This window comes from Micromonospora sp. NPDC005257, assembly GCF_042872445.1.
Classification (GTDB): Bacteria; Actinomycetota; Actinomycetes; order Mycobacteriales; family Micromonosporaceae; genus Micromonospora.
The window spans coordinates 1-18,619 of the sequence record NZ_JBIAKL010000007.1; the positions used below are offsets into that span (position 1 = coordinate 1).

Annotated in this window: 21 protein-coding genes and 1 pseudogene; 9 read left to right on the forward strand and 13 right to left on the reverse strand. The window is 73.2% G+C overall.

Annotated elements, in window-relative coordinates:
* Nucleotides 1-412: 412 nt before the first annotated feature.
* The 3 genes and pseudogenes from ACFYO8_RS16115 to ACFYO8_RS16125 all read right to left on the reverse strand — a co-directional run bounded on the left by ACFYO8_RS16115 (nt 413) and on the right by ACFYO8_RS16125 (nt 2,372).
* Nucleotides 413-814: a nuclear transport factor 2 family protein gene (locus ACFYO8_RS16115; RefSeq protein WP_354870957.1), complete on the reverse strand. Its 402-nt coding sequence runs from the start codon at nt 812-814 to the stop codon at nt 413-415.
* 344 nt (nt 815-1,158) lie between these two features.
* A pseudogene (locus tag ACFYO8_RS16120) lies at nt 1,159-1,698 on the reverse strand (barstar family protein); the annotation flags it as partial.
* 26 nt (nt 1,699-1,724) lie between these two features.
* Nucleotides 1,725-2,372 carry an aminopeptidase gene (locus ACFYO8_RS16125; protein ID WP_354870959.1) on the reverse strand — a complete coding sequence of 216 codons (648 nt, stop codon included), beginning with the start codon at nt 2,370-2,372 and terminating at the stop codon, nt 1,725-1,727.
* A gap of 121 nt (nt 2,373-2,493) precedes the next feature.
* Between ACFYO8_RS16125 and ACFYO8_RS16130 the strand changes: the two genes are divergently transcribed.
* Entirely contained in the window at nt 2,494-2,940 is a 447-nt protein-coding gene (locus ACFYO8_RS16130; RefSeq protein WP_354870961.1) for a hypothetical protein, read from the forward strand.
* Between the two features lie 3 nt (nt 2,941-2,943).
* Here the strand turns inward: ACFYO8_RS16130 and ACFYO8_RS16135 are convergent, their stop codons facing one another.
* Together ACFYO8_RS16135 and ACFYO8_RS16140 are read right to left on the reverse strand one after the other, a co-directional pair.
* On the reverse strand, nt 2,944-3,354 hold the full coding sequence (locus ACFYO8_RS16135; protein WP_354870964.1) for a TIGR03618 family F420-dependent PPOX class oxidoreductase: 411 nt from the start codon (nt 3,352-3,354) through the stop codon (nt 2,944-2,946).
* Nucleotides 3,355-3,395: 41 nt separating this feature from the next.
* The gene (locus ACFYO8_RS16140; protein WP_354870966.1) at nt 3,396-3,836 is read right to left on the reverse strand and encodes a hypothetical protein; all 441 of its coding nucleotides are present in this window, start codon (nt 3,834-3,836) and stop codon (nt 3,396-3,398) included.
* Nucleotides 3,837-3,908: 72 nt separating this feature from the next.
* Here ACFYO8_RS16140 and ACFYO8_RS16145 point away from each other — a divergent pair, with 72 nt between their 5' ends.
* The 5 genes from ACFYO8_RS16145 to ACFYO8_RS16165 all read left to right on the forward strand — a co-directional run bounded on the left by ACFYO8_RS16145 (nt 3,909) and on the right by ACFYO8_RS16165 (nt 8,707).
* Nucleotides 3,909-4,709 carry a class I SAM-dependent methyltransferase gene (locus tag ACFYO8_RS16145; protein ID WP_354870968.1) on the forward strand — a complete coding sequence of 267 codons (801 nt, stop codon included), beginning with the start codon at nt 3,909-3,911 and terminating at the stop codon, nt 4,707-4,709.
* A 135-nt stretch (nt 4,710-4,844) separates the two neighbouring features.
* Entirely contained in the window at nt 4,845-6,020 is a 1,176-nt protein-coding gene (locus ACFYO8_RS16150) for an ATP-binding protein (protein ID WP_354870971.1), read from the forward strand.
* 37 nt (nt 6,021-6,057) lie between these two features.
* The gene (locus ACFYO8_RS16155) at nt 6,058-7,203 is read left to right on the forward strand and encodes a hypothetical protein (RefSeq protein ID WP_354871270.1); all 1,146 of its coding nucleotides are present in this window, start codon (nt 6,058-6,060) and stop codon (nt 7,201-7,203) included.
* On the forward strand, nt 7,173-7,889 hold the full coding sequence (locus ACFYO8_RS16160) for a response regulator transcription factor (protein WP_354870974.1): 717 nt from the start codon (nt 7,173-7,175) through the stop codon (nt 7,887-7,889). Before ACFYO8_RS16155 ends, ACFYO8_RS16160 begins: the two co-directional genes overlap by 31 nt.
* Before the next feature lie 74 nt (nt 7,890-7,963).
* On the forward strand, nt 7,964-8,707 hold the full coding sequence (locus ACFYO8_RS16165) for a hypothetical protein (RefSeq protein WP_354870976.1): 744 nt from the start codon (nt 7,964-7,966) through the stop codon (nt 8,705-8,707).
* 20 nt (nt 8,708-8,727) lie between these two features.
* Here the strand turns inward: ACFYO8_RS16165 and ACFYO8_RS16170 are convergent, their stop codons facing one another.
* Complete coding sequence (locus tag ACFYO8_RS16170; RefSeq protein ID WP_354870978.1) at nt 8,728-9,480, reverse strand: lysophospholipid acyltransferase family protein; 753 nt, start codon at nt 9,478-9,480, stop codon at nt 8,728-8,730.
* Between the two features lie 99 nt (nt 9,481-9,579).
* On the opposite strand from ACFYO8_RS16170, the gene ACFYO8_RS16175 reads away from it, so the two are divergent.
* Both ACFYO8_RS16175 and ACFYO8_RS16180 read left to right on the forward strand, forming a co-directional pair.
* Nucleotides 9,580-10,239: an alpha/beta hydrolase gene (locus ACFYO8_RS16175; protein WP_354870980.1), complete on the forward strand. Its 660-nt coding sequence runs from the start codon at nt 9,580-9,582 to the stop codon at nt 10,237-10,239.
* 9 nt (nt 10,240-10,248) lie between these two features.
* Nucleotides 10,249-10,638 (forward strand): VOC family protein, encoded by a 390-nt coding sequence (locus ACFYO8_RS16180; protein ID WP_354870982.1) that lies wholly within the window; start codon nt 10,249-10,251, stop codon nt 10,636-10,638.
* Between the two features lie 25 nt (nt 10,639-10,663).
* Here ACFYO8_RS16180 and ACFYO8_RS16185 read toward each other — a convergent pair whose 3' ends face one another.
* The 6 genes from ACFYO8_RS16185 to ACFYO8_RS16210 form a co-directional block, all read right to left on the reverse strand.
* Entirely contained in the window at nt 10,664-12,724 is a 2,061-nt protein-coding gene (locus ACFYO8_RS16185; protein WP_354870985.1) for a glycogen debranching N-terminal domain-containing protein, read from the reverse strand.
* Nucleotides 12,724-13,095 carry an SCP2 sterol-binding domain-containing protein gene (locus tag ACFYO8_RS16190; RefSeq protein ID WP_354870988.1) on the reverse strand — a complete coding sequence of 124 codons (372 nt, stop codon included), beginning with the start codon at nt 13,093-13,095 and terminating at the stop codon, nt 12,724-12,726. The genes ACFYO8_RS16185 and ACFYO8_RS16190 overlap by 1 nt, the downstream gene beginning before the upstream one ends.
* A 159-nt stretch (nt 13,096-13,254) precedes the next feature.
* Nucleotides 13,255-13,671: a CBS domain-containing protein gene (locus tag ACFYO8_RS16195; RefSeq protein ID WP_354870991.1), complete on the reverse strand. Its 417-nt coding sequence runs from the start codon at nt 13,669-13,671 to the stop codon at nt 13,255-13,257.
* Between the two features lie 81 nt (nt 13,672-13,752).
* Entirely contained in the window at nt 13,753-14,775 is a 1,023-nt protein-coding gene (locus ACFYO8_RS16200) for an aspartate-semialdehyde dehydrogenase (protein WP_354870993.1), read from the reverse strand.
* Nucleotides 14,776-14,872: 97 nt separating this feature from the next.
* The gene (locus ACFYO8_RS16205; protein WP_354870996.1) at nt 14,873-16,216 is read right to left on the reverse strand and encodes a pitrilysin family protein; all 1,344 of its coding nucleotides are present in this window, start codon (nt 16,214-16,216) and stop codon (nt 14,873-14,875) included.
* Nucleotides 16,216-17,505, reverse strand: coding sequence for a M16 family metallopeptidase (locus ACFYO8_RS16210; RefSeq protein WP_387189175.1), 1,290 nt, complete (start codon nt 17,503-17,505; stop codon nt 16,216-16,218). Before ACFYO8_RS16210 ends, ACFYO8_RS16205 begins: the two co-directional genes overlap by 1 nt.
* Before the next feature lie 85 nt (nt 17,506-17,590).
* Between ACFYO8_RS16210 and ACFYO8_RS16215 the strand changes: the two genes are divergently transcribed.
* Nucleotides 17,591-18,304: a phosphodiesterase gene (locus ACFYO8_RS16215; protein ID WP_387189174.1), complete on the forward strand. Its 714-nt coding sequence runs from the start codon at nt 17,591-17,593 to the stop codon at nt 18,302-18,304.
* Here the strand turns inward: ACFYO8_RS16215 and ACFYO8_RS16220 are convergent.
* Nucleotides 18,279-18,500 (reverse strand): hypothetical protein, encoded by a 222-nt coding sequence (locus tag ACFYO8_RS16220; RefSeq protein WP_354871002.1) that lies wholly within the window; start codon nt 18,498-18,500, stop codon nt 18,279-18,281. The genes ACFYO8_RS16215 and ACFYO8_RS16220 overlap by 26 nt on opposite strands.
* Between the last annotated feature and the right edge of the window lie 119 nt (nt 18,501-18,619).

Consider the following 18,619-nt stretch of genomic DNA (forward strand, 5'->3'; position numbering starts at 1 on the left):
ATCGATGGCTCCACGCCTGTTTCCACTGCCGCCCGACTCGCCGCCTTCGTCCGTGTCGCACCAATCAACCCTTACGCGTTGCTGAGATCACCTCACTGACGCCGTGAGCCTCGCGCTCTCAAGATCTGATCAGCACGCGGCGCATCACAGCCGCCCGCCACCAAACTAGACGTCCTCTAAATGGCCGCAATGGAGGCGACCCTCGGCCCGCTGCACGGTTTGGCAAAGGGTCAGCGTGCCGGCGTCGAAGTCGATATCCGACCAGGCCGGCCCGAGCAGCTCCCCGCGACGAAGCCCGACCGTTGAGGCACAGACGGACAACGCCTCCAGGCCAGTCGTTGCCGAGAGACCAGCGCCCCGTCTTCTCGGCCAACAGCCGACCCTGCTGGGGGACGACAAGGCAATGAAGAAGTCATGGACGCAGCGGCGCCCGTCGCGGTTTCACCTTCCGATAGGCGATCCGCCACCCTGCGGCCTCTCGACGAACGACGTCCTCGTAAACCACGCTGCCGACTGATCCGTCGGAATTGATGCCAATTCCTTTCGACACAGCCCGGACGGTGCCATCCGCGTCCTCGGTCACGTAGACGTTCGTGACATGGTGGCCCACAGGATTCCTGTCCCCTAGGGCTAGAGCTGCTTGCTTGATTTCCTCATAGCCGTGCAACTCGCCAGCTCCGAAGGCTGTCACGTCGTACACCACGTCGACAGCGAACAGCTCGTCCATCCTGTCGAATTCGCCAGCGTCCATGAGATGCCCGTGCAGAGCTATCAGCTCGTGGACCGCCAACTTGTCTTCCGCCGAGAGCGTCATCAGCGAACCCCTCCCCGTACAGCTATCTGTACAGCCGAGACTGCCAGCAGACGCCGGCACGGCCGGACAGCAGCAGACTGCGTGAGCAGGGGCAGGCTACCGTGACCAGCCATCCGCGATCCTCTTCGAATCCCGAGGCCGCAGGTTCGAATCCTGCCGGGCGCGGCCGGCGGGCCGGCCTGCAGGGCGACGAAGGCGAGCGGTGCTCCTCTGCCGGAGTCCGTCCGCCCGGCCGGTGACGCACTGCGCTGCGGGACCTACCGGCTCGGACGGATCCGGTGCAGTGCTCGCCGTACGGCCAGGACCACTCGCCCACGCCGACCGGCGACCGGACCGGGCGTCTCGGGCCCGTCCGGCCGCCGGTCGGCGTTCGCCCACTCCGCGTCGTTCCAGGTCGCGGGTACCGCGCCGACCGGCTGGAACCGGATCTGCGGATCGTTGCTCTGCACGAGACACACCAGACGCCGGCCGATCAGACCCGCCCGGCGGGAGTGAAGCGCCATGATGTCCAGCACGACCTGCGCGGCCCTCGGGCAGTGCGTGGCGAACGCATCGTAGCCGGTGAACACGAGGGCGAGGCCGGTTGCCGCGGGCGGCCAGCCGTAGTCCTGCCTCACGACGTCACGCATGCAGTCGTTGAGGGCGTCGAGGTTGTGCCCGTAGTAGCCGGGGAACCCGAGCACGGCCGCCACGTCCCGGTGCATGGCCTCCTCGGTCGTCCAGCCCGAGGCGTCCAGTTCGGTGACCTGGTAACCGTGATCGCGCAACCACTCCGTCGTCCGGTCGAGGACCGACGTGCGCCAGAAGAGGGTCACCGGTGTGTTGCTCAGGAGACGGAAGCCCAGGTCTGTGCGGGGATCGGTCTCCGCGTCGAATGCGGCCACGACCGGGACGGTACAGCCAAGCCCGCTCAGGTCGTCAGTGCCGCCAGAGCCCGGTCCATCGCGGCGTTGAACTCCTCCGGCTTCAGCGTCAGCCGGGACTTGACGTCCCGGCTCCACTGGTCGGCCAGCACCTCGGCGGCACCTGCCTCGACGCCGTCGAGCGCCGCGTCGGCCAGGTCGGGCAGCGGCGGTTCGCCGGGCGTCGTCGCCGCGCTCAGCCCGCACCAGACGAGCGCGGCCACCGCCAGGACCGCCGTCACCACACCCCGTCGCCCGCCGCGTGCCGGCAGCGCCGACACGGCGACCGCGAGCAGGAGTACGCCGAGAACGAGACCCCACGCGGTCAACCGCTGCCGGTCCATGCCGTCCTGCCAGCTCTCCAGCAGGTACGCCCGCGTCGCCGGCTGGCCCCGTGCCGGCTCGCCCGCGTCAGCCGCCTGTTGCCGGTGCCAGAGCAGGTTCGCGGCCGCCACCAGGGCGAACATCCCGGCACCGGCGGCGGCGCCCCACCTCACCCGGGGCGTGCCGGAGGCCGTGAACGCGTGGCCGCACAACGCCCCCAAGGTGACCACGGCCCACAGGAGTGACGCGTCCGGCATGGCGAGCAGTGCCGCTCCGACCGACAGCAGGCCGGCCACGAGCGCGGCCACTCCAAGGCTGGACGACAAGCGCATGGCGGAGAGAGTGGCACAGGAATCCGAGCCGCGATGACCCGGCGGTTTCGTCGGTGGCCTCGGGCATGATCGCATGGCCGCCTGCGGTGGCGGTCGACGAGCGGATTCACCGGGAGGCAGCGTGGGCGCATCGGGTTGGGACTATTTCGTGGCATACCAGCCGGACGCCCAGGCCGCGTTGGACGAACTGCGCCGACAGGTCTTCGAGGCCGGCGACTACTGGTGGGCGGTGCCGGGCGAGTTCGGCTCGTCCGCCGCCGACTTCCCGGACCGCCCCCGCAGCGAGGAGGAGCTGTGGGTGGACGAGCGGGTGCAGGAGTCCGGCACACACTCCATCCTGGACATGACGCGGGTGCTGGCCGACGGCGAGGCGCCAGGCTTCGGGGCGTTTGCGCCGGTGACCGAGGCGGAGGCGCTCGAACGAGCAGGCGTCGCCCGGCCGACCCGCGCCCACGTCGACGCGCTCGCGCCGCTGGCCGAGCAGCGCTGGTTCGGCCGGTACGCCGTGCTGCACGACGACGCGGGCGCCCCGAGCGAGCTCTACTTCTGGGGGTTCTCCGGCGACTGAGGATCAGCGTGCCGTGCCGGCCAGCAGCCACCGCCGGACGGGTACCTCCAGCAGCACCCGGTCACCGTCCGCGGTGACCGGCTGCCGGATGTCCCATCCGCCGTACTTCTCCGCGAACGCCGCGACGATCCCGGGCGGGAAGTCGGCGCGGTGCACGCGGGCGTCGCCCTCCGCGACGACCGGGTGGACGCCGTCCTCCAGGGCTAGCGAGACGCGGGGGTCGGCCGCCACGTTGCGGGCCTTGACGCTGCGCCCCTCGCAGCCGATCCACCAGACGCCGCCGGCGTAGACGAACCACACCGGCGTGACGTGCGGGGAGCCGTCCCGGCGCAGCGTGCAGAGCCAGACGTTGCGCTCGCGGGCAAGCCGGTCCTCGACGGCCGGCGGAATCGGTGCGGTGGGAGAGGAAGCCATGCCACAAGTGGATCAGGTGCGCGCGGAGGCGCGCGACCGGCTCACTCGCAGAGCCGCCACTCCCCGTCTTCCTTCACCAGCGGGAACGACTGCGTCACCTTGCTGCCGACTTTCGGGGTGAAGCGGATGGTCGTCGACCCGCTCACCCGTCCGTTGTTGTTCGACACGTTCAGCCCGACGATGTCGTAGCCGGTGAACTCCGGCTGCGAGGACTGCAGGCGTTCGAAGTCCGTCTCGCTGACCTGGTCGCGCACCTGGGAGCAGAACTGCCGGTACGCGGCGGGATAGTTCCGGTCGACGATCGCCTCGGCGTAGCTCTCCGCCACGGACCGGGCCGGGCCGGTGGCGTCCTGCACCACCCGGAAGAGGAGGAAGCCACCCAGCACACCCCCGGAACAACACAGCGCCAGCACCACGCCCAGCACGATGAACAGGGTTCGCTTGGACTTCTTCGGCGGCGCCATGGCCGGCTGGTATGCCATGCCCGGCAGGATAGGCGGCTCCGGCAACCTAAAGCAGATGCCGGAGCTCCCCTTCTCGGCAACCATCGACGCATGTCTGCGAACCGCCTACCCGAGCCGGACGTCCGTCGCTACTACACAGAGGTCTACGTCGAGGCCGACCGGCTGGAAGGATCACCGCAGGGCCGGCTGGAGGCTCGCCGTACCCGGGACCTGCTCGCCCGGCTGCTACCCGCCGCACCCGCGGACGTGCTGGACGTCGGCGGCGGTCCCGGGGCCTACGCGGGCCCGCTCGCCGCGGCCGGTTACCGGGTGCACCTGGTCGACCTGGTGCCCGCACACGTGGCGGCGGCGCGGTCCGCGTACCCGCTCGTGACCGCGTCGGTGGGTGACGCCCGCGCGTTGCCGTCGCCCGACGCGGCGGCGGACGCGACGCTGCTGCTCGGCCCGCTCTACCACCTGCCACGGCAGGCCGACCGGGTGGCGGCGCTGCGCGAGGCGGCGCGGGTGACCCGGCCGGGCGGGGCGATCGTGGCGGCGGCGATCAGCCGCCACGCCGCGCTGATCGACCTGAGCGCGCAGGGCCGCGTGGACGAGCACAACCGGCGGTTGCTGCGCGTCGAGTACGAGACCGGCGTGAACGATCCGCGCACCGGTTTCACCACCGCGTTCTTCCATCGGCCGGAGGAACTGGCCGCCGACTTCGTCGCGGCCGGACTGCCCACCCCGGAGGTGTACGGGGTGGAGGGTCCGCTGTGGCCGCTGCTGAACGCGCTCGGCACCGGGTCGCACGAGCGGTTGTTCGCCGACGCGGTGACCTGCGCCGAGACGTTCGAGCGGGACGCCGCGATCGTCGGCGCCAGCGCTCACCTGCTCGCCGCCGTGCGGCGTTGAGCACCGGACGCTTTACGGCGGAGTGAAACTCGTCAAACACCAAGGGTGACCAGTTGCGACAAAACATGTTATTCTCCGGCGTCAATCTAAGCCGCGCGGACCCGGCCGGGTCGCTGCCGGAAGGACATCCCCCCGATGCCGGTCGCTGCCGCCATGCCGCTGCCACGGCCCCCGCTGGCCCGCCCGGCGGGTGACGCGTTCACCCTGATCTTCACCACCCTGCCGGCGCTGCTGCGGCTCACCTGCGGCCTGGTCGGCGCGGTGGTCGCGCTGTCGGTGCGTACGCCGCCGGTGCGGGTCGCGCTGTTGATCCCCGCGGTCGTCGTGCTCACCGCCTGGTCGGTCCGGTACGCGTGGCGGGCGTTCCGGCACGGCATCGACGGCGCGCTGGTCGCCGGTGACGTGGCGCTGACCACTGCCGCCGCGCTCGCCGTACCGTGGCTCGTCGCGCCGGAGGTGCTGCCGGGCGAGGCGAGCTGGATCGCGGTGCTGGCGAGCTCGACCATCATCAACGCGCAGGCCACCGCACCGGCCCGCTGGTCCGTGCCGGCCGGCCTGCTGGTCGCCGCCGCGTACGGCACCGGCGCCACGCTGGCCGGCAACCCGGCCGAGGCGCGGGCGCACGCCGCGACACTGCTGGTGCAGACCGGCAGCACCGCGGTGATGACAGCGGTGATGCGCCGCCGGATCGGCCGCGCCGACGCCGCGTTCGCCGACTACCAGCGGTTGTCCCGCGAGGCGGTGGTGGCGCGCGCCGCCCGCGAGGCCGAACGGCGGCACAACCGCGATCTGCACGACACGGTCCTGGGCACGCTCACCATGGTCGGACTCGGCGCGGTCCCCGACTCGGCGACGTTGCGCGAACGCTGCGCGCACGACCTGCGTACCCTCACCGCCCTGGCGGGGGCGCGGACCGCGAGCGCGGCCGGCGAGGCCGATTTGGACGAACGGCTGCGCGACGTGCTCGCCGGTGCGCCCGGCCCGACGGTGGCCGCGACCCTGGAACCGTGCCGGCTGCCGGCGGAGGCCGCCACGGCGCTCGCGGACAGCGCCGCCGCCGCGCTGGCGAACGTGGCGCGGCACGCGCCGGGTGCGGCCGCCTCGCTGCGCCTGGCCCGCGAGGGCGACACCGTCGTGGTCGAGGTGACCGACGACGGTCCCGGCTTCGACCCGTCGATGGTTCCGGCCCACCGGTACGGGCTGCGCGAGTCGATCCACGGGCGGATGAGCACTGTGGGCGGTCGGGCGGTGGTGACTTCCGCCCCTGGCGCCGGCACCCGGATCCGGCTGGAGTGGTCCGGTGGCGACTGAGTCCGGTACGGCGGCGACGGCCGGCCCCGCGCTACGGCTGCCCCGGCCGCGGGCGGCGACGCGCGCCGGAGCGCCGACGGCCCCGCCCGAGGCGCACGCGGTGGCCGACGCGTCCGACCAGGGCGCGCGGATCGCGGTGATCGTCATCGCGGCGGCCTGGCACCTGGGGGTCGCGTTGCCGGCCGTGTCGCGGGCCGGGCAGGGGATGGCGGCCCCGGCCGTGGTGGCGACGGGCTGGCTGGTGACCGCGCTGGTCGGGGTCGGGGCCGGGGTACGGCTGCTGCGCGGCGGACTGCCGCCGGCCGGGCCGCTTGCCGCGGTGCTGCTGGTGGTCGACGCGGCGGTGGTCGCGGGGGCCGGCGAGCGGTTCCTGTTCAGCACCGCCAACTGGGTGTGGGGCGGCCTGGCCTGGTTCTTCCTCCTGGCCATCTGGCAGCGGCCGGCACGCTGGCTGCTGGTCATGCTCGCCGCGCACGGCGCGATCGCGCTGGCGGCGGTGGTGCTGTACGGGGCGACCGCTCCGGCCGACCTGAGCCGCACCGCGATGTACGTCTACGGCACCTCCACGCTGCCGGTGGCGGTGTTCGTCGGCGCGGCGGCGCTCACCGCGCAGGCCCGGGACCGGGCGGCCACCGCTGCGGCGACGCTCGCCGTGGCGGCGGAGCAGGAGGCGGCCGAACGGGCCCGCACCGAACGGCAGGCGCGACTGGCCCTGGTCAGCGGCACCGCCGAGGAGGTGCTGGCCGAACTGGCGGCCGGCGCGGCCGACCCGGCCGACCCGGCGGTACGGCGACGCGCGGTGCTGGCCGCGGCCCGGCTGCGCCGTCTGATCGCGGAGTCGGACGACGTGCCGGACGCGTTGCTGCACGAACTGCGCGCGGCGGCCGACCTGGCCGAGCGCAACGGACTACCGATCGACCTGGTGTCGGTCGGCACGCCACCGGAGTTGCCGGTGGAGATCCGCCGCGGGCTGGCCGACCCGCTCACGGCGGCGCTCGCCGCCGCCCAGGGCTGGGCCCGGCTGACGGTGGTCGCGGGCCCGGACGAGGTGGTGGTGAGCCTGGTGACACCGGATCACGACGGCCCGGACGAGCCGGCGGCCGGCGCGTACGGGCCGGTGGAGCACCTGCACGAACGCGACGGGGAGATCAGATGGACGCAGACCCGCTGGCGGCGGACGTGAACGCTGGCACCCCGATCGGGGTGGCGATCGTGGACGACCACCCGGTGGTGATCGACGGGGTGCGCGCCTGGCTGGCCGGCGAACCACGGTTGCGGGTGCTGGCCACCGGCGACGACCCGGACGAGGTGCTGCGGGCCGCGCCGGACGCCGAGGTGGTGCTGCTCGACCTGCGCCTGCACGGCCGGATGGTGCTGGACAAGCTGGCCGAGCTGAGCGCGGCGGGGCGCCGGGTGGTGGTCTACTCCGAGCACAGCGACCCGCAGACCATGCTGGCCGCGCTCGATGCCGGCGCGGTCGCGTTCCTGGCCAAGCACGAGGGGCGCGAGCACTGTGTGGCCACGGTGCTGGCGGCGGCGAGCGACCGGCCGTACGTGCCGCCGGCGCTGGCCGGCGCGATGGTCGGTGACGCCCGTCCGGACCGTCCGTCCCTGTCGGACAAGGAACGCGAGGCGCTGCTGCTGTGGTTCCAGTCGATGTCGAAGGCGTCTGTGGCACGCCGGATGCAGATCAGTGAGCACACGGTGAAGCAGTACGTCGACCGTGCGCGGATCAAGTACACCCGAGCGGGTCGTCCGGCTGCCACGAAGGCGGCGCTGCTCGCCCGGGCGATCGAGGACGGACTCGTCCGACCGGAAGATATCGGCATCTACCGGTCGCAGGCGTCGGCCGACCGGACGACCCCCTAACAGGCGTCATGACAGTCACCCCAGGAACCCGGCAGGCTCACCGATACCGCCAACCGTCACCGGGAGGTCGTACCGTGCCGGAGGACGCCACACCCTTCTTCGTCGGACCACACCGGTTCGACGCCGACGACGACCCCACCCGTCCCGTGCTCGACCGGCGCTACGAGCTGGTACCCGAGCCGGGCGAACGCCTGCTCGGCCAGCACCGCCTGCGCGTCGCCGGCCACCTGCTCGGCCCGAGCGAGGACGTCCGCTGCTGGTCGCTGCCCACCCCGGCGACGGTCACCGTGACCGACCGCCGGATGGCGTACGTCTGCACCGGCTCCGAGCTGTCACTGGTCTCCGGGCGGGACGGCCGGACGGGCGCCCGGCACCGGCGCCCGGTCCGGCCGTCCCGCCTGGTCAGCGCGCAGATCCGCTGGCAGTGGCCGTCCCGGCTGCACCTGGCCGAGGTCGGCGACGGCAGCGGTGAGCTGCGCGTCGTCTGCGACGCGCTGCGTACCATCCGGCAGCCCGCGCTGGCGCTGACCGGCCCGGTCGGCCCGGTGGCCGCGTTGGCCCGGCAGGTGCGCCGCGCGGTGGCCGGCTTCCGGCTGGCGAACGCCGAACTGGTCGATCTGTCCCCGCCGGAACGGGAAGTGCTCGCCGTCCGGGTGGCCGCCTCCCCCGGCCCGATGCTCGGCACCGTGACGCTGCCGGGCTCGCTGCCGGTGGAGTTCCTGTCGCGCGACGACTACTACCGTTCGCCGGAGGCCGAGACGTCGCAGTGGTCGTGGTCCGGCTTCCCGGCACACGACCAGCCCGGCTCCGCCTGCTGACGCTCGAAAGGGCGCGAAGGTCAGGAGGCGCTGCGGGTGCGGCGCCCGGACCGGTCCAGCTCGACGGCCTCCTCCGGGGTCGGCGCGCCGCCGCCCAGGTGGGCCGGCTGCCACCAGGCGTCGTCCGGGCCGGACGGCTTGTCCGGGTACTCCCGCTGGGCCCGGTCCACCAGCGCCGACAGGCGGGTACGCAGGTCGGCGGTCATGACGGTGGCGTCCGGGTAGGCCGCCGGGTCCATCGGCTCGCCGACGATGATGGTGATCGGCGTGTGCCGGCGGGTCAGCGTACGCGGGCGGTCCTTGGTCCACAGCCGCTGCGTGCCCCACAGCGCCACCGGCAGCAGCGGCACGCCTGCCTCCTGCGACATCCGGGCCGCGCCGTTCTTCAGGTCCTTGACGGTGAAGGAGCGGCTGATCGTCGCCTCCGGGAAGACGCCCACCACCTCGCCCCGGCGCAGCGCGCCGACAGCTGCGGCGTACGAGCCGGCGCCGGCCGCGCGGTTGACCGGGATGTGCTTCATGCCGCGCATCAGCGGACCGGAGACGCGGTGCCGGAAGACGCTGTCCTTGGCCATGAACCGGACCAGCCGCTTCGCCGGGTGGGCGCCGTAGCCGCAGAAGATGAAGTCGAGGTAGCTCACGTGGTTGGACGCGAGGACGGCGCCGCCGGTGGCCGGCACGTGCTCGCTGCCGGACACGTCCAGACGCAGGTCGAGCAGCCGGAACATCGTCTTGGCGGCGGTGATCACAGGTGGGTACACGAGTTCCGACATGCCGAAACTTTACCCCGAGTAGGTTACGCGACCCCAGGGCCGACCTGCCCTCGGCAGAACCGGGTGGCGCACCGGCCCGGCTGCGGTGACGATGACGCCATGACCGAACGCGCTGTGCTGCTCTGGATCCACGGTGGCGGCTGGCGGGCCCGCGCCGAGGAGGACGGGGCGGCGCTCGCGTCGCTCGGGCTGCGCGTGGTCGCGGCCACGTACCAATTCTCCCACCAGGCGCACTGGCCGGCCCAGCTCGACGACGTACGCGACGCGGCCCGGGCCGCCCGGGCCGCGGCGGGCGGCCTTCCGCTGCTGGTGGCCGGCGACTCGGCCGGCGGGATGCTGGCCCTTCAGCTCGGCCTGCGCGGGGTGGACCGCCCCGGCGACGTGGCGGGCGTGCTCGCGTACTGGGCACCCGTCGACCCGCTCGACCCGGAGCAGCGGCGCCGGCGTGCCCCCGGCGACGACCCGTGGACCGACCTGCTGGGCCGACCGCCGGCTGCGGACGATCCGGCCACGATCGACGCCACAGTCGCCACCCACCTCGGCTCCGGCGTGCCGGTGCTGCTGGTGCAGGGGCGCGACGACGTCGCGGTGCCGGCCGCCCAGTCGATCGATTTGACCGGCCGGCTGCTCGCCGCCGGCCACCCGGCGCATCTGTGGCTCACCCACGGCGGGCACGCGCTCGACCTGGCCCGGCCCGATCTACGCGCGGCTGCCGCCGCGTTCCTGGACAGCGTCCTGCCCGCCGTCGCGGGCGACTAGTTTCGAGGCATGCCCGACCTCGCCGCGATCGTCATCCACTGCCGCGACCCCTACCTGCTGGCCCCGTTCTGGAGTGCGGTCACCGGGCTGCCGGTGGTCGAGGACGATCGGGTGAAGCTCGCCGAGGGCACGCTCGCACCGGCCGAGGCGGTGCTGCTGCGTGATCCGCACGGCCGGCGTCCGGACCTGTGGATCAGCCCGGCCGACGTGCTGCCGGCGCCCGGCCGGATCCACCTCGACCTGGTCGGCGACGCCGAGGAGCGGGCCGCGGTGCTGGAGGCGGGCGCGACGGTCGTGCGCGAGCTGCCGCGCTGGACCGTGCTGGCCGACCCGGAGGGCAACGAGTTCTGCCTGCTCCCGCCGAACGAGGCGCACACCGCACCGCCGCCGGGCCACTGAGCCGCCGCCCCGCCACCGAGCCGGCTCAGTCGGGCAGCTCGTCCAGGTCGAGCCGGCCCCTGGCGAACGCGTCCACCCGACCCCAGCGGCCCGGGATGTCCAGCACCTCGATCCGTCCCATGCCCACCGGCAGCTGCGGGTCGACCACCAGGTGCCCCTCGTGCGGCTCCAGCCCCAGCATGGTCCGCAGCAGCAGCAGCGGCGCACCGGTGGACCAGGCCTGCGGGCTGCACGCGGTCGGGTACTCGACCGGGAAATTCGTCAGCTCGCGCTGGTAACCGCCGAACGCCTCCGGCAGGCGGCCGCCGAAGTAGGTGGCCGCGTCCAGGATGCCGTTGGCCACCGTGGCCGCCTCCTCGGCGAAGCCGTACCGGCGCAGGCCCCACGCCGCGAAGGAGTTGTCGAACGGCCAGATCGTGCCGTTGTGGTAGCCGATCGGGTTGTAGCGGACCTCGCCCTCGGCCAGCGTCCGCACCCCCCAGCCGGACCAGAGCCGGGGCCCGAGCAGATGCTCCGCGATCCTCGGCGCCCGCTCCTCGTCCACGATCCCGCTCCACAGCAGGTGGCCGATGTTGGAGCTGAGCACGTCGCACTGGCGTCCGTCCGGGTCCAGCGCGAGCGCGTAGAAGCCCTGGTCGGCGACCCACCAGTCGTTGTTGAAGCGCCGCTTCAGCTCCGCCGCCTCGCGTTCCAGCTGATCGGCGTACGCGGGGTCGCCCCAGAACGTCCGGGCCATCCGGGCGGCCCGCGTCTTCGCGTCGTACGCGTACCCCTGCACCTCGCAGGTGGCCCGCGGGAACGGCGGCAGCGTGCCGTCGGCGTACGAGATGGAGTCCCACGAGTCCTTCCAGCACTGGTTCTCCAGGCCGGTGTCGGTGTTGCGCCGCTCGTACCAGATGTAGCCGTTGCCGAGCAGGTCGGCGTAGTCGTCGATCCACTTCAGCGCGGCCCGGCACTCCCGTTCCAGCTCCTTGACCAGCGCGCCGTCGCCGCTCCACCGCTCGTACTCGTCGAGCAGCACCACGAACAGCGGCGTCGCGTCCACCGAGCCGTAGTACGGCGAGTGCGGCTGTTCCTCGAACGCGGCGGTCTCGCCGTACCGCATCTCGTGCAGGATCCGGCCCGGGTCCTCGTCCCGGAAGTCGTCGAACCGGGCGCCCTGGAGCGCGCCGAGGATGCGCAGCGTGGTCTTCGACATCTCCGGCGCGAACGGCAGCACCTGCAGGCAGGTGAGGATGCTGTCCCGGCCGAACATGGTCATGAACCAGGGCAGGCCCGCCGCGGGCAGCGTCTGCCCGCCGAGCGACAGCGGCGAGAAGCGCAGCGCGGCGAGGTCGACCAGACTGCGCCGGTACGTGGCGGCGATCTCGTCGTGTTCGCTGTTCACCTTCGGGGCCCGGGCGATCCACTCCTCCAGGTCGTGCTGGAGCGCGAGCCGCTCGGTGCCGTGCGCGCGCAGTCCCATCCGCAGGTCCCGGCCGCCGGGGCCGATCGCGAACGTCTGCACGTCGATGACGGCGTCCCACTGCTCGTTGGGCTCCAGCCGGATGCTCCAGGCGAAGCCGCGCTGGTCGTAGCGGGCCGGCCGATTGGCGGAGACGAACGTCTCGCGCCGGAAGTTGCCGCGCCGGTAGCCCAGGCGCAGCCGGTCCGGCTCGGCCTCGGCGTAGTGTTCGCCCTTCTTGTTGAGGATCTCGTCCTTGACCTGGAAGAGGTCGGCGAAGTCGGCCCCGGCGTCCATCCGGATCTCCAGGTCGATCGCCTTCTCGTCGTGGTTGAGGATGGTCACCGTCTCGCGGAAGCTGCCGCCGACAGCCCGCTCCCGGATGACCGACAGCTTCGCGTCCGTGTAGTGCGTGGCCACGCCGGGCACCAGGAAGAACCGGGCCTCGTAGTACTGCAGGTCGTCGTAGGACAACGCGTTGAGCCGCTCGCCGTTGACGGTGAGCACCCACTTCGACAGGTACCGCGTGTCGAGCGAGAACAGGCCGGTCGGCTCGCTCGCTGTGGCCTCGATGTCGCCGGTGTCCTGGCTCACCACGAACGTGTTGCCGTCCAGGATCCGGACCGTGTTGCCGCCGGGCATCAGGCAGCCCTCCCGGCGAACGTGTGGTGCGGTCCCCGGGAGTCCGGCGGGCCGGGGAAGACCCGCTCGACCTGCAACACGAGCCGCAGGTCGCCGACGACTGTCATGTCGCCGCGCAGCAGCGCCGCGATGGGGTTCTCCTCGCCGCCGACCATCTCGGCGAACAGACGCGGGTCGGTGCCGACGACGGTGTCCGCCTCGCCGTCCTCCTGCCGGACCCGCAGGTTCCCGTGATCGATCTCCAGCAGCCAGTGCGTGGTGTGCGGGCCCTCGTGCAGGTCGAAGCGGAGCGTTCCGGATGTCTTGGCGAGCAGCGGCTCGAACCCGCGCCGATCCAGGTCCTCGAAGAATCTCGTGGTCATGTCCACCATCCGGGTGACTCCTCCCGCGATCCGCGGTCCACCTGCCCAGCTCCGTGTCCCCACCCGGTCCGGGGTCAACCTCGCCCGGACCGGGTGAGCCCGGCACCACGGCGCGGACACGCGACGCCGGTCCCCGAACCGGGGACCGGCGTCCTCGCGGCGGACAGGTCAGTTGTTGGGATCGTCGGCGCTGATGTCCGCGAGCACCGACTGGGGTTCCCGTTCCACAGCCAGGTCACCCATGGAGATCAGGCCGACCAGCCGGCCGTCGTCGACCACCGGGAGCCGGCGGACCGCGTACGTGCGCATGAGGTCGGCGGCGGCCACGACATCGTCGTTCTGGCTCACGGTCACCACGTCCCGGCTGGTGATCTGGTTGAGCCGGGTGGCGGTGGGGTCCATGTCCTCCGCGACGCCCCGTACCGTGATGTCCCGATCCGTCACGATGCCGACCACGTTGTCGCCGTCGGTGACGACCACGTCGCCGATGGCGCTGTCGCGCATCTCCTGCGCCGCGGCGACGAGCGTGTCGTTGCCGTCCATCGTCACCAACCGGGTCGTCATGAACTCTCCGACCGTTGTCATGGTGCTCCCCTCTCGGTGTCGGCACGGCGGTCTACCCGCCGGCCGAGCCGGGGTAACGCGGGGGCGCCCACGACGGCGGCGTCAGCGTTCGGCGGCGACCAACTCGGCGAGCTGCACGGCGTTGAGCGCCGCGCCCTTGCGCAGGTTGTCGTTGGCGCAGAACAGCGCGAGCCCGTGCTCGACGGTCTCGTCGGCCCGGATCCGCCCGACGAACGTCGGGTCCTGGCCGGCCGCCTCCAGCGGCGTCGGCACGTCACGCAGCGCCACGCCGGGTGCGCCGTCGAGCAGCTCACGGGCGCGGGCCGGGTCGATCGGCCGGGCGAACCGGGCGTTGATCTGCAACGAGTGGCCGGTGAAGACCGGCACCCGCACGCACGTGCCGGAGACCTTCAGGCCGGGGATCTCCAGGATCTTGCGGCTCTCGTTGCGCAGCTTCTGCTCCTCGTCGGTCTCGAAGGAGCCGTCGTCGACGATCGAGCCGGCGAGCGGGAGCACGTTGAAGGCGATCGGGCGGGCGAACGAGCGCGCCGCCGGGAACTCGACGGCCCCGCCGTCGAAGGCGAGCCCGGTGGCGTCCCCGGCCACCTTGCGGACCTGCTCGTCCAGTTCCGCCACCCCGGCCAGGCCGGCACCGGAGACCGCCTGGTACGTGGCGACGACGAGGCTGACCAGTCCGGCCTCGTCGTGCAGCGGACGCAGCACCGGCATGGCGGCCATCGTGGTGCAGTTCGGGTTCGCCACGATGCCCTTCGGGCGGTCCGCGATCGCGTGCGGGTTGACCTCGGCCACCACCAGCGGCACCTGCGGGTCCATCCGGAACGCCGAGGAGTTGTCGATCACCACGGCGCCGGCCTCGGCGACCCGGGGAGCCAGCTCCTTCGCGGTGCCCTTGCCCGCCGAGAAGAGCACGATGTCCAGCCCGCGGTAGTCCGCCGTGGCCGCGTCCTCGACCGTGACCTCGCCGTCGCGCCAGGGCAGCGTGCGCCCGGCCGACCGGGCCGAGGCGAACAGGCGAACCTGCTCCGCCGGGAACTCGCGCGCCGCCAGCACCTGCCGCATGACGCCACCGACCTGACCAGTGGCTCCCACAATGCCGATCCTCATGCCCGCGAGGCTACCCAGCCGGGCGGCGCGGGTGGGAAACGTTTCCCACCGCGCGGATGGGGGGCGACGGGAATCACAGGCCCGCCGCCCCGCCCGGTCAGGTGTGGTCGACCACCTCGCCGAGACCGCTGGCGACCAGCTCGTCCCGGATGACCGCCGCGTCGCCCTCGACCACCATCGTCAGCGACTCGGGGCGCAGGTACGTCGCGGCCGCGGCGGAGACCTCCTCGACGGTCGCGGCGAGCAGTTGCTCCCGCAGCCGCGCGTGGTAGTCGTCCGGCAGGTCGTGCACGACGAGCGTGGTCAGGGCCGAGGCGATCGCCCGCGGGCTCTGCAACTCGACCGAGAGCTGCCCGGCCCGCCAGGAGCGCGCCACCTCCAGCTCGTCCTCGGTGACGCCGGTGAGCTGGGTACGCGAGATCTCGCCCACCGACTCGACCAGCGCCGGCGCCGTCACCCCGGTCTGCACTCCGGAGCTGACCGCGAACCGGCCGAACCGCCGGGACGAGGCGAAGTCGCCCCGGATCCCGTACGTGTAGCCGCGTACCTCACGGATCAGATGGTTGAGCCGGGAGGTGAACGCGCCGCCGAGCACGGTGCCGGCGAGCGTCATCGGCACGTGGTCCGGGTTGGCCCGGTGCGGGGACGGGTGGCCGAGGCGCAGCGTGGACTGCACCGAGCCGGGCCGGTCGACCAGGACGATCCGCCGCTGCCCGGCCATCGGCACGTCGATCGGGGCGCCGCGTTCCACGGGCCCCCCGCCGGTGCCGGCGAACGCCGTCGCGGCGAGCGCGTCCAGGTCGATCCGCTCCAGGTCACCGACGACGACGAGCGTGCCGGGGCGGATGAACCACTCCGAGTGGAAGACGGTGACGTCGTCCACCTCCAGCGCGGCCACGCTGTCCGGGTCGCCGTAGAGCGGGCGGCCCCACCGGTGCTGCGCGCCGAACAGCTCGGCGCGCAGCACCGCGTCGGCACGCGGGCCGGGATTGGCCCAGTCCATCCGCAGCGCGGTCGCCTCGTCGTCGCGCACGCGCAGCACGTCGGCCGGGTCGAGCCGGGGCGTACGGACCGCCTCGGCCAGCAGCTCCACGGCGGCGCTCAGCCGGTCCACCGGCACCTGCACGCTCACCTGGAACGAGTCCCAGTCGAGCCCGGTCGCCAGCTCGGTGCCGAGCGCCTCGATGGCCAGCGCGTACGCGGTGGCGTCCCGCTGGGCGGTGCCCTCCTCCAGCGCCTTGGCCAGCACCGCGCCGAGGCCCTCCTTGCCGACCGGCTCCCGGCCGGCGCCACCGTCGAGCAGCAGCAGCGCGACGGCGAGGTTCTGCCCGGGCAGGTGCGCGGCGACCACCTGGCCGCCGGCCACCGTTCGCCGGACCACCTGCGGAAACCGGTAGGCGCGGGCGGCACCGGGGCCGGGACGGGTGGTGATCAGCGACATCACTTCTCCTCGGGCAGGTAGGTCAGGATCACCCGGTCGGCGGCGCCGAGCAGCTCGGCGGCCTGCTCGGCGATCTGCTCCGCGGTCACCGCGAGCCAGGCCGGCAGCCGGTCGGCGGCGCGGGCCGGGTCGCCGAACTGGGTGGCGTAGCGGCCGAGCGTGTCCGCCCGCCCGTCCACAGTGGCCATCTGCCGCCACCACATGGTGCTCAGCAGCGCCTTGGCCCGATCCAGCTCGGCGGCGGTCACCGGCACCGTGGCCAGCTCGTCGACCACCTCGGCCAGCCCGTCGCGCAGCCGCTCGGCGCTCACTCCGGGGCGGGCCGTGGCGGTGGCGATCAGCGGGGCGGGTGCGTGCGCCAGATCCACCCCGTACGCGCCGACCAGGTCCGGCTGGGCGATCCGCTCGCCGTCGGCCAGCCGCTGGTAGAGGCGGCTGCCCCGGCCGCTGCCGAGCACGGTGGCCAGCACCGTCGTCACGTCGTACCCCTGGGTGCCGAACGGTTGGGTGCGGTGCGCGAGGTAGACGCGGGGGGCGGGCACGTCGGCGGTGACCGTCTCCAGCGCGGGACGGCCGGTGGCCGGCACGGTACGGCCGTCCGGCGCGGCCGGGATCTCGGCGCGCGCGGCCAGGCCGCCGAAGTACTTGTCGGCGAGCGCGAACACCTCCGCCGCTTCTGTGTCGCCGGCCACCGTGAGGACCGCGTTGTTGGGCGCGTAGTAGGTGCTGTGGAACTCCTGGAAGGTGGCCAGGTCGGCGGCGTTCAGGTCGGCCATCGACCCGATCGTGGCGTGGTGGTACGGGTGGCCGGGCGGGTAGAGCAGCGGCAGCAGCCGCAGCCAGGCGTCGCCGTACGGCACGTTCTCGTAGCGCTGCCGGCGCTCGTTCTTCACCACGTCGCGCTGGTTGTCCAGCGTCTCCTGGGTCAGCGCCGGCACCAGCCCGCCCATCCGGTCGGCCTCCAGCCAGAGCGCCAACTCCAGGTGCTCGGCCGGGACCGTCTCGAAGTAGTTGGTCCGGTCCGGGTTGGTGGTCGCGTTGAGCGAGCCGCCCGCGCCCTGGATCAGCTTCATGTGCTCGGTCTTCGCCACGTTCACCGAGCCCTCGAACATGAGGTGCTCGAAGAGGTGGGCGAAGCCGGTCTGTCCCGTCGGCTCATGGCGTGAGCCCACGTCGTACCAGAGGTTGACCGCCACGGCCGGGGCGGTGCGGTCCTCGCTCACCACCACACGCAGGCCGTTGTCCAGTCGGGTCGTCTCGATCGGCCAGGGGAAACCGCTGTCGGGCATGAGGTGACGCTATCCGATCTCGGAGGCGGAAAGGTGACACGCACGCCGGAGGCATCGTCGGTGCGCGCCGGGGTACCCGGCGGGCATGGCCACCACCACGTCTTCCGCCGTCGAGCGCGCCGCCGCCGCGCTGGCCCGGCTCCGGCACGCCCGGCTGCTGCACCCGGCCGGGCGCACGTTCGCCGGCGAGGCCCGGATCTGGGGTACGCCGGGACCGCCGACCGGGGTGCCGTTGCTCGACTCACCCGGCCGGTGGCCGGCCACGATCCGCCTCTCCAAGGGCGTGCCGACGCCGGGCGCCTGGCCGGACGTGCTGGGCGTGGCGGTACGGCTGCACCGCGACCCGGAGCCGCCGGTGGACCTGCTGTGGAGTTCCAGCGGCGCCGCGCCGGTGCTGCGGAACCTGCCGCTGCCCCGGCGGCGCTTCACCGGGACGTACACGTCGATCATGCCGTTCCGGGCCGGCGGGCGGCGGCTGTTCCTGGCCGTGCTGGCCGACCCGGACTCGCCGGACCTGGGCCGCGGCCTGGCCGAGGCGGGCGCGGCGGTGGCGGGCGGCGAGCCCCGGCTGGTGCTCGCGGTGGCCTCGGCGGTGGGCCGCTGGCGGCCGTTCGGCGAGGTACGCCTCGACGACGAGCGCGGCGCCGCCGAGGACGCCGCGCTCGCGTTCGATCCGATCGGCAACGTGCCGCCGGGGTTGTGCCTGACCGGCCCGCTGGCCCGGCTGCGGGACGACAGTTACCGGGGGTCCCGCCGGGCCCGGGGCGCCGGGCTCAGTCGGGCGGCTCGATGGGGGTGACGGTCTGCTCGGAGGTGCGGTGCTCCAGCACCGTGTCGGGGGCGGCGTTCTGGTCCGCCTCGCGAATGTCGGACTCGGCGAGGATCGCGTCGGCCTGCGCCTCGGCGTCGTCGCTGCCCGCCGCCGCCTCCTCCGGCAGCAGATGCGCCCGGGATTCGATTCGTTCCTGGTCACTCGGGTCGTGGCTCGTGGTCATGGCGATCTCATACCCCGCGTTCCGCACTTCGGAACGGAGCGGGCTTTTCGCCGCGCGTCGGGTACGCTGGCCGACGTGACGCGGTCGTATCGATGGTTTAGGCAGCCGGCTGGAGGAGC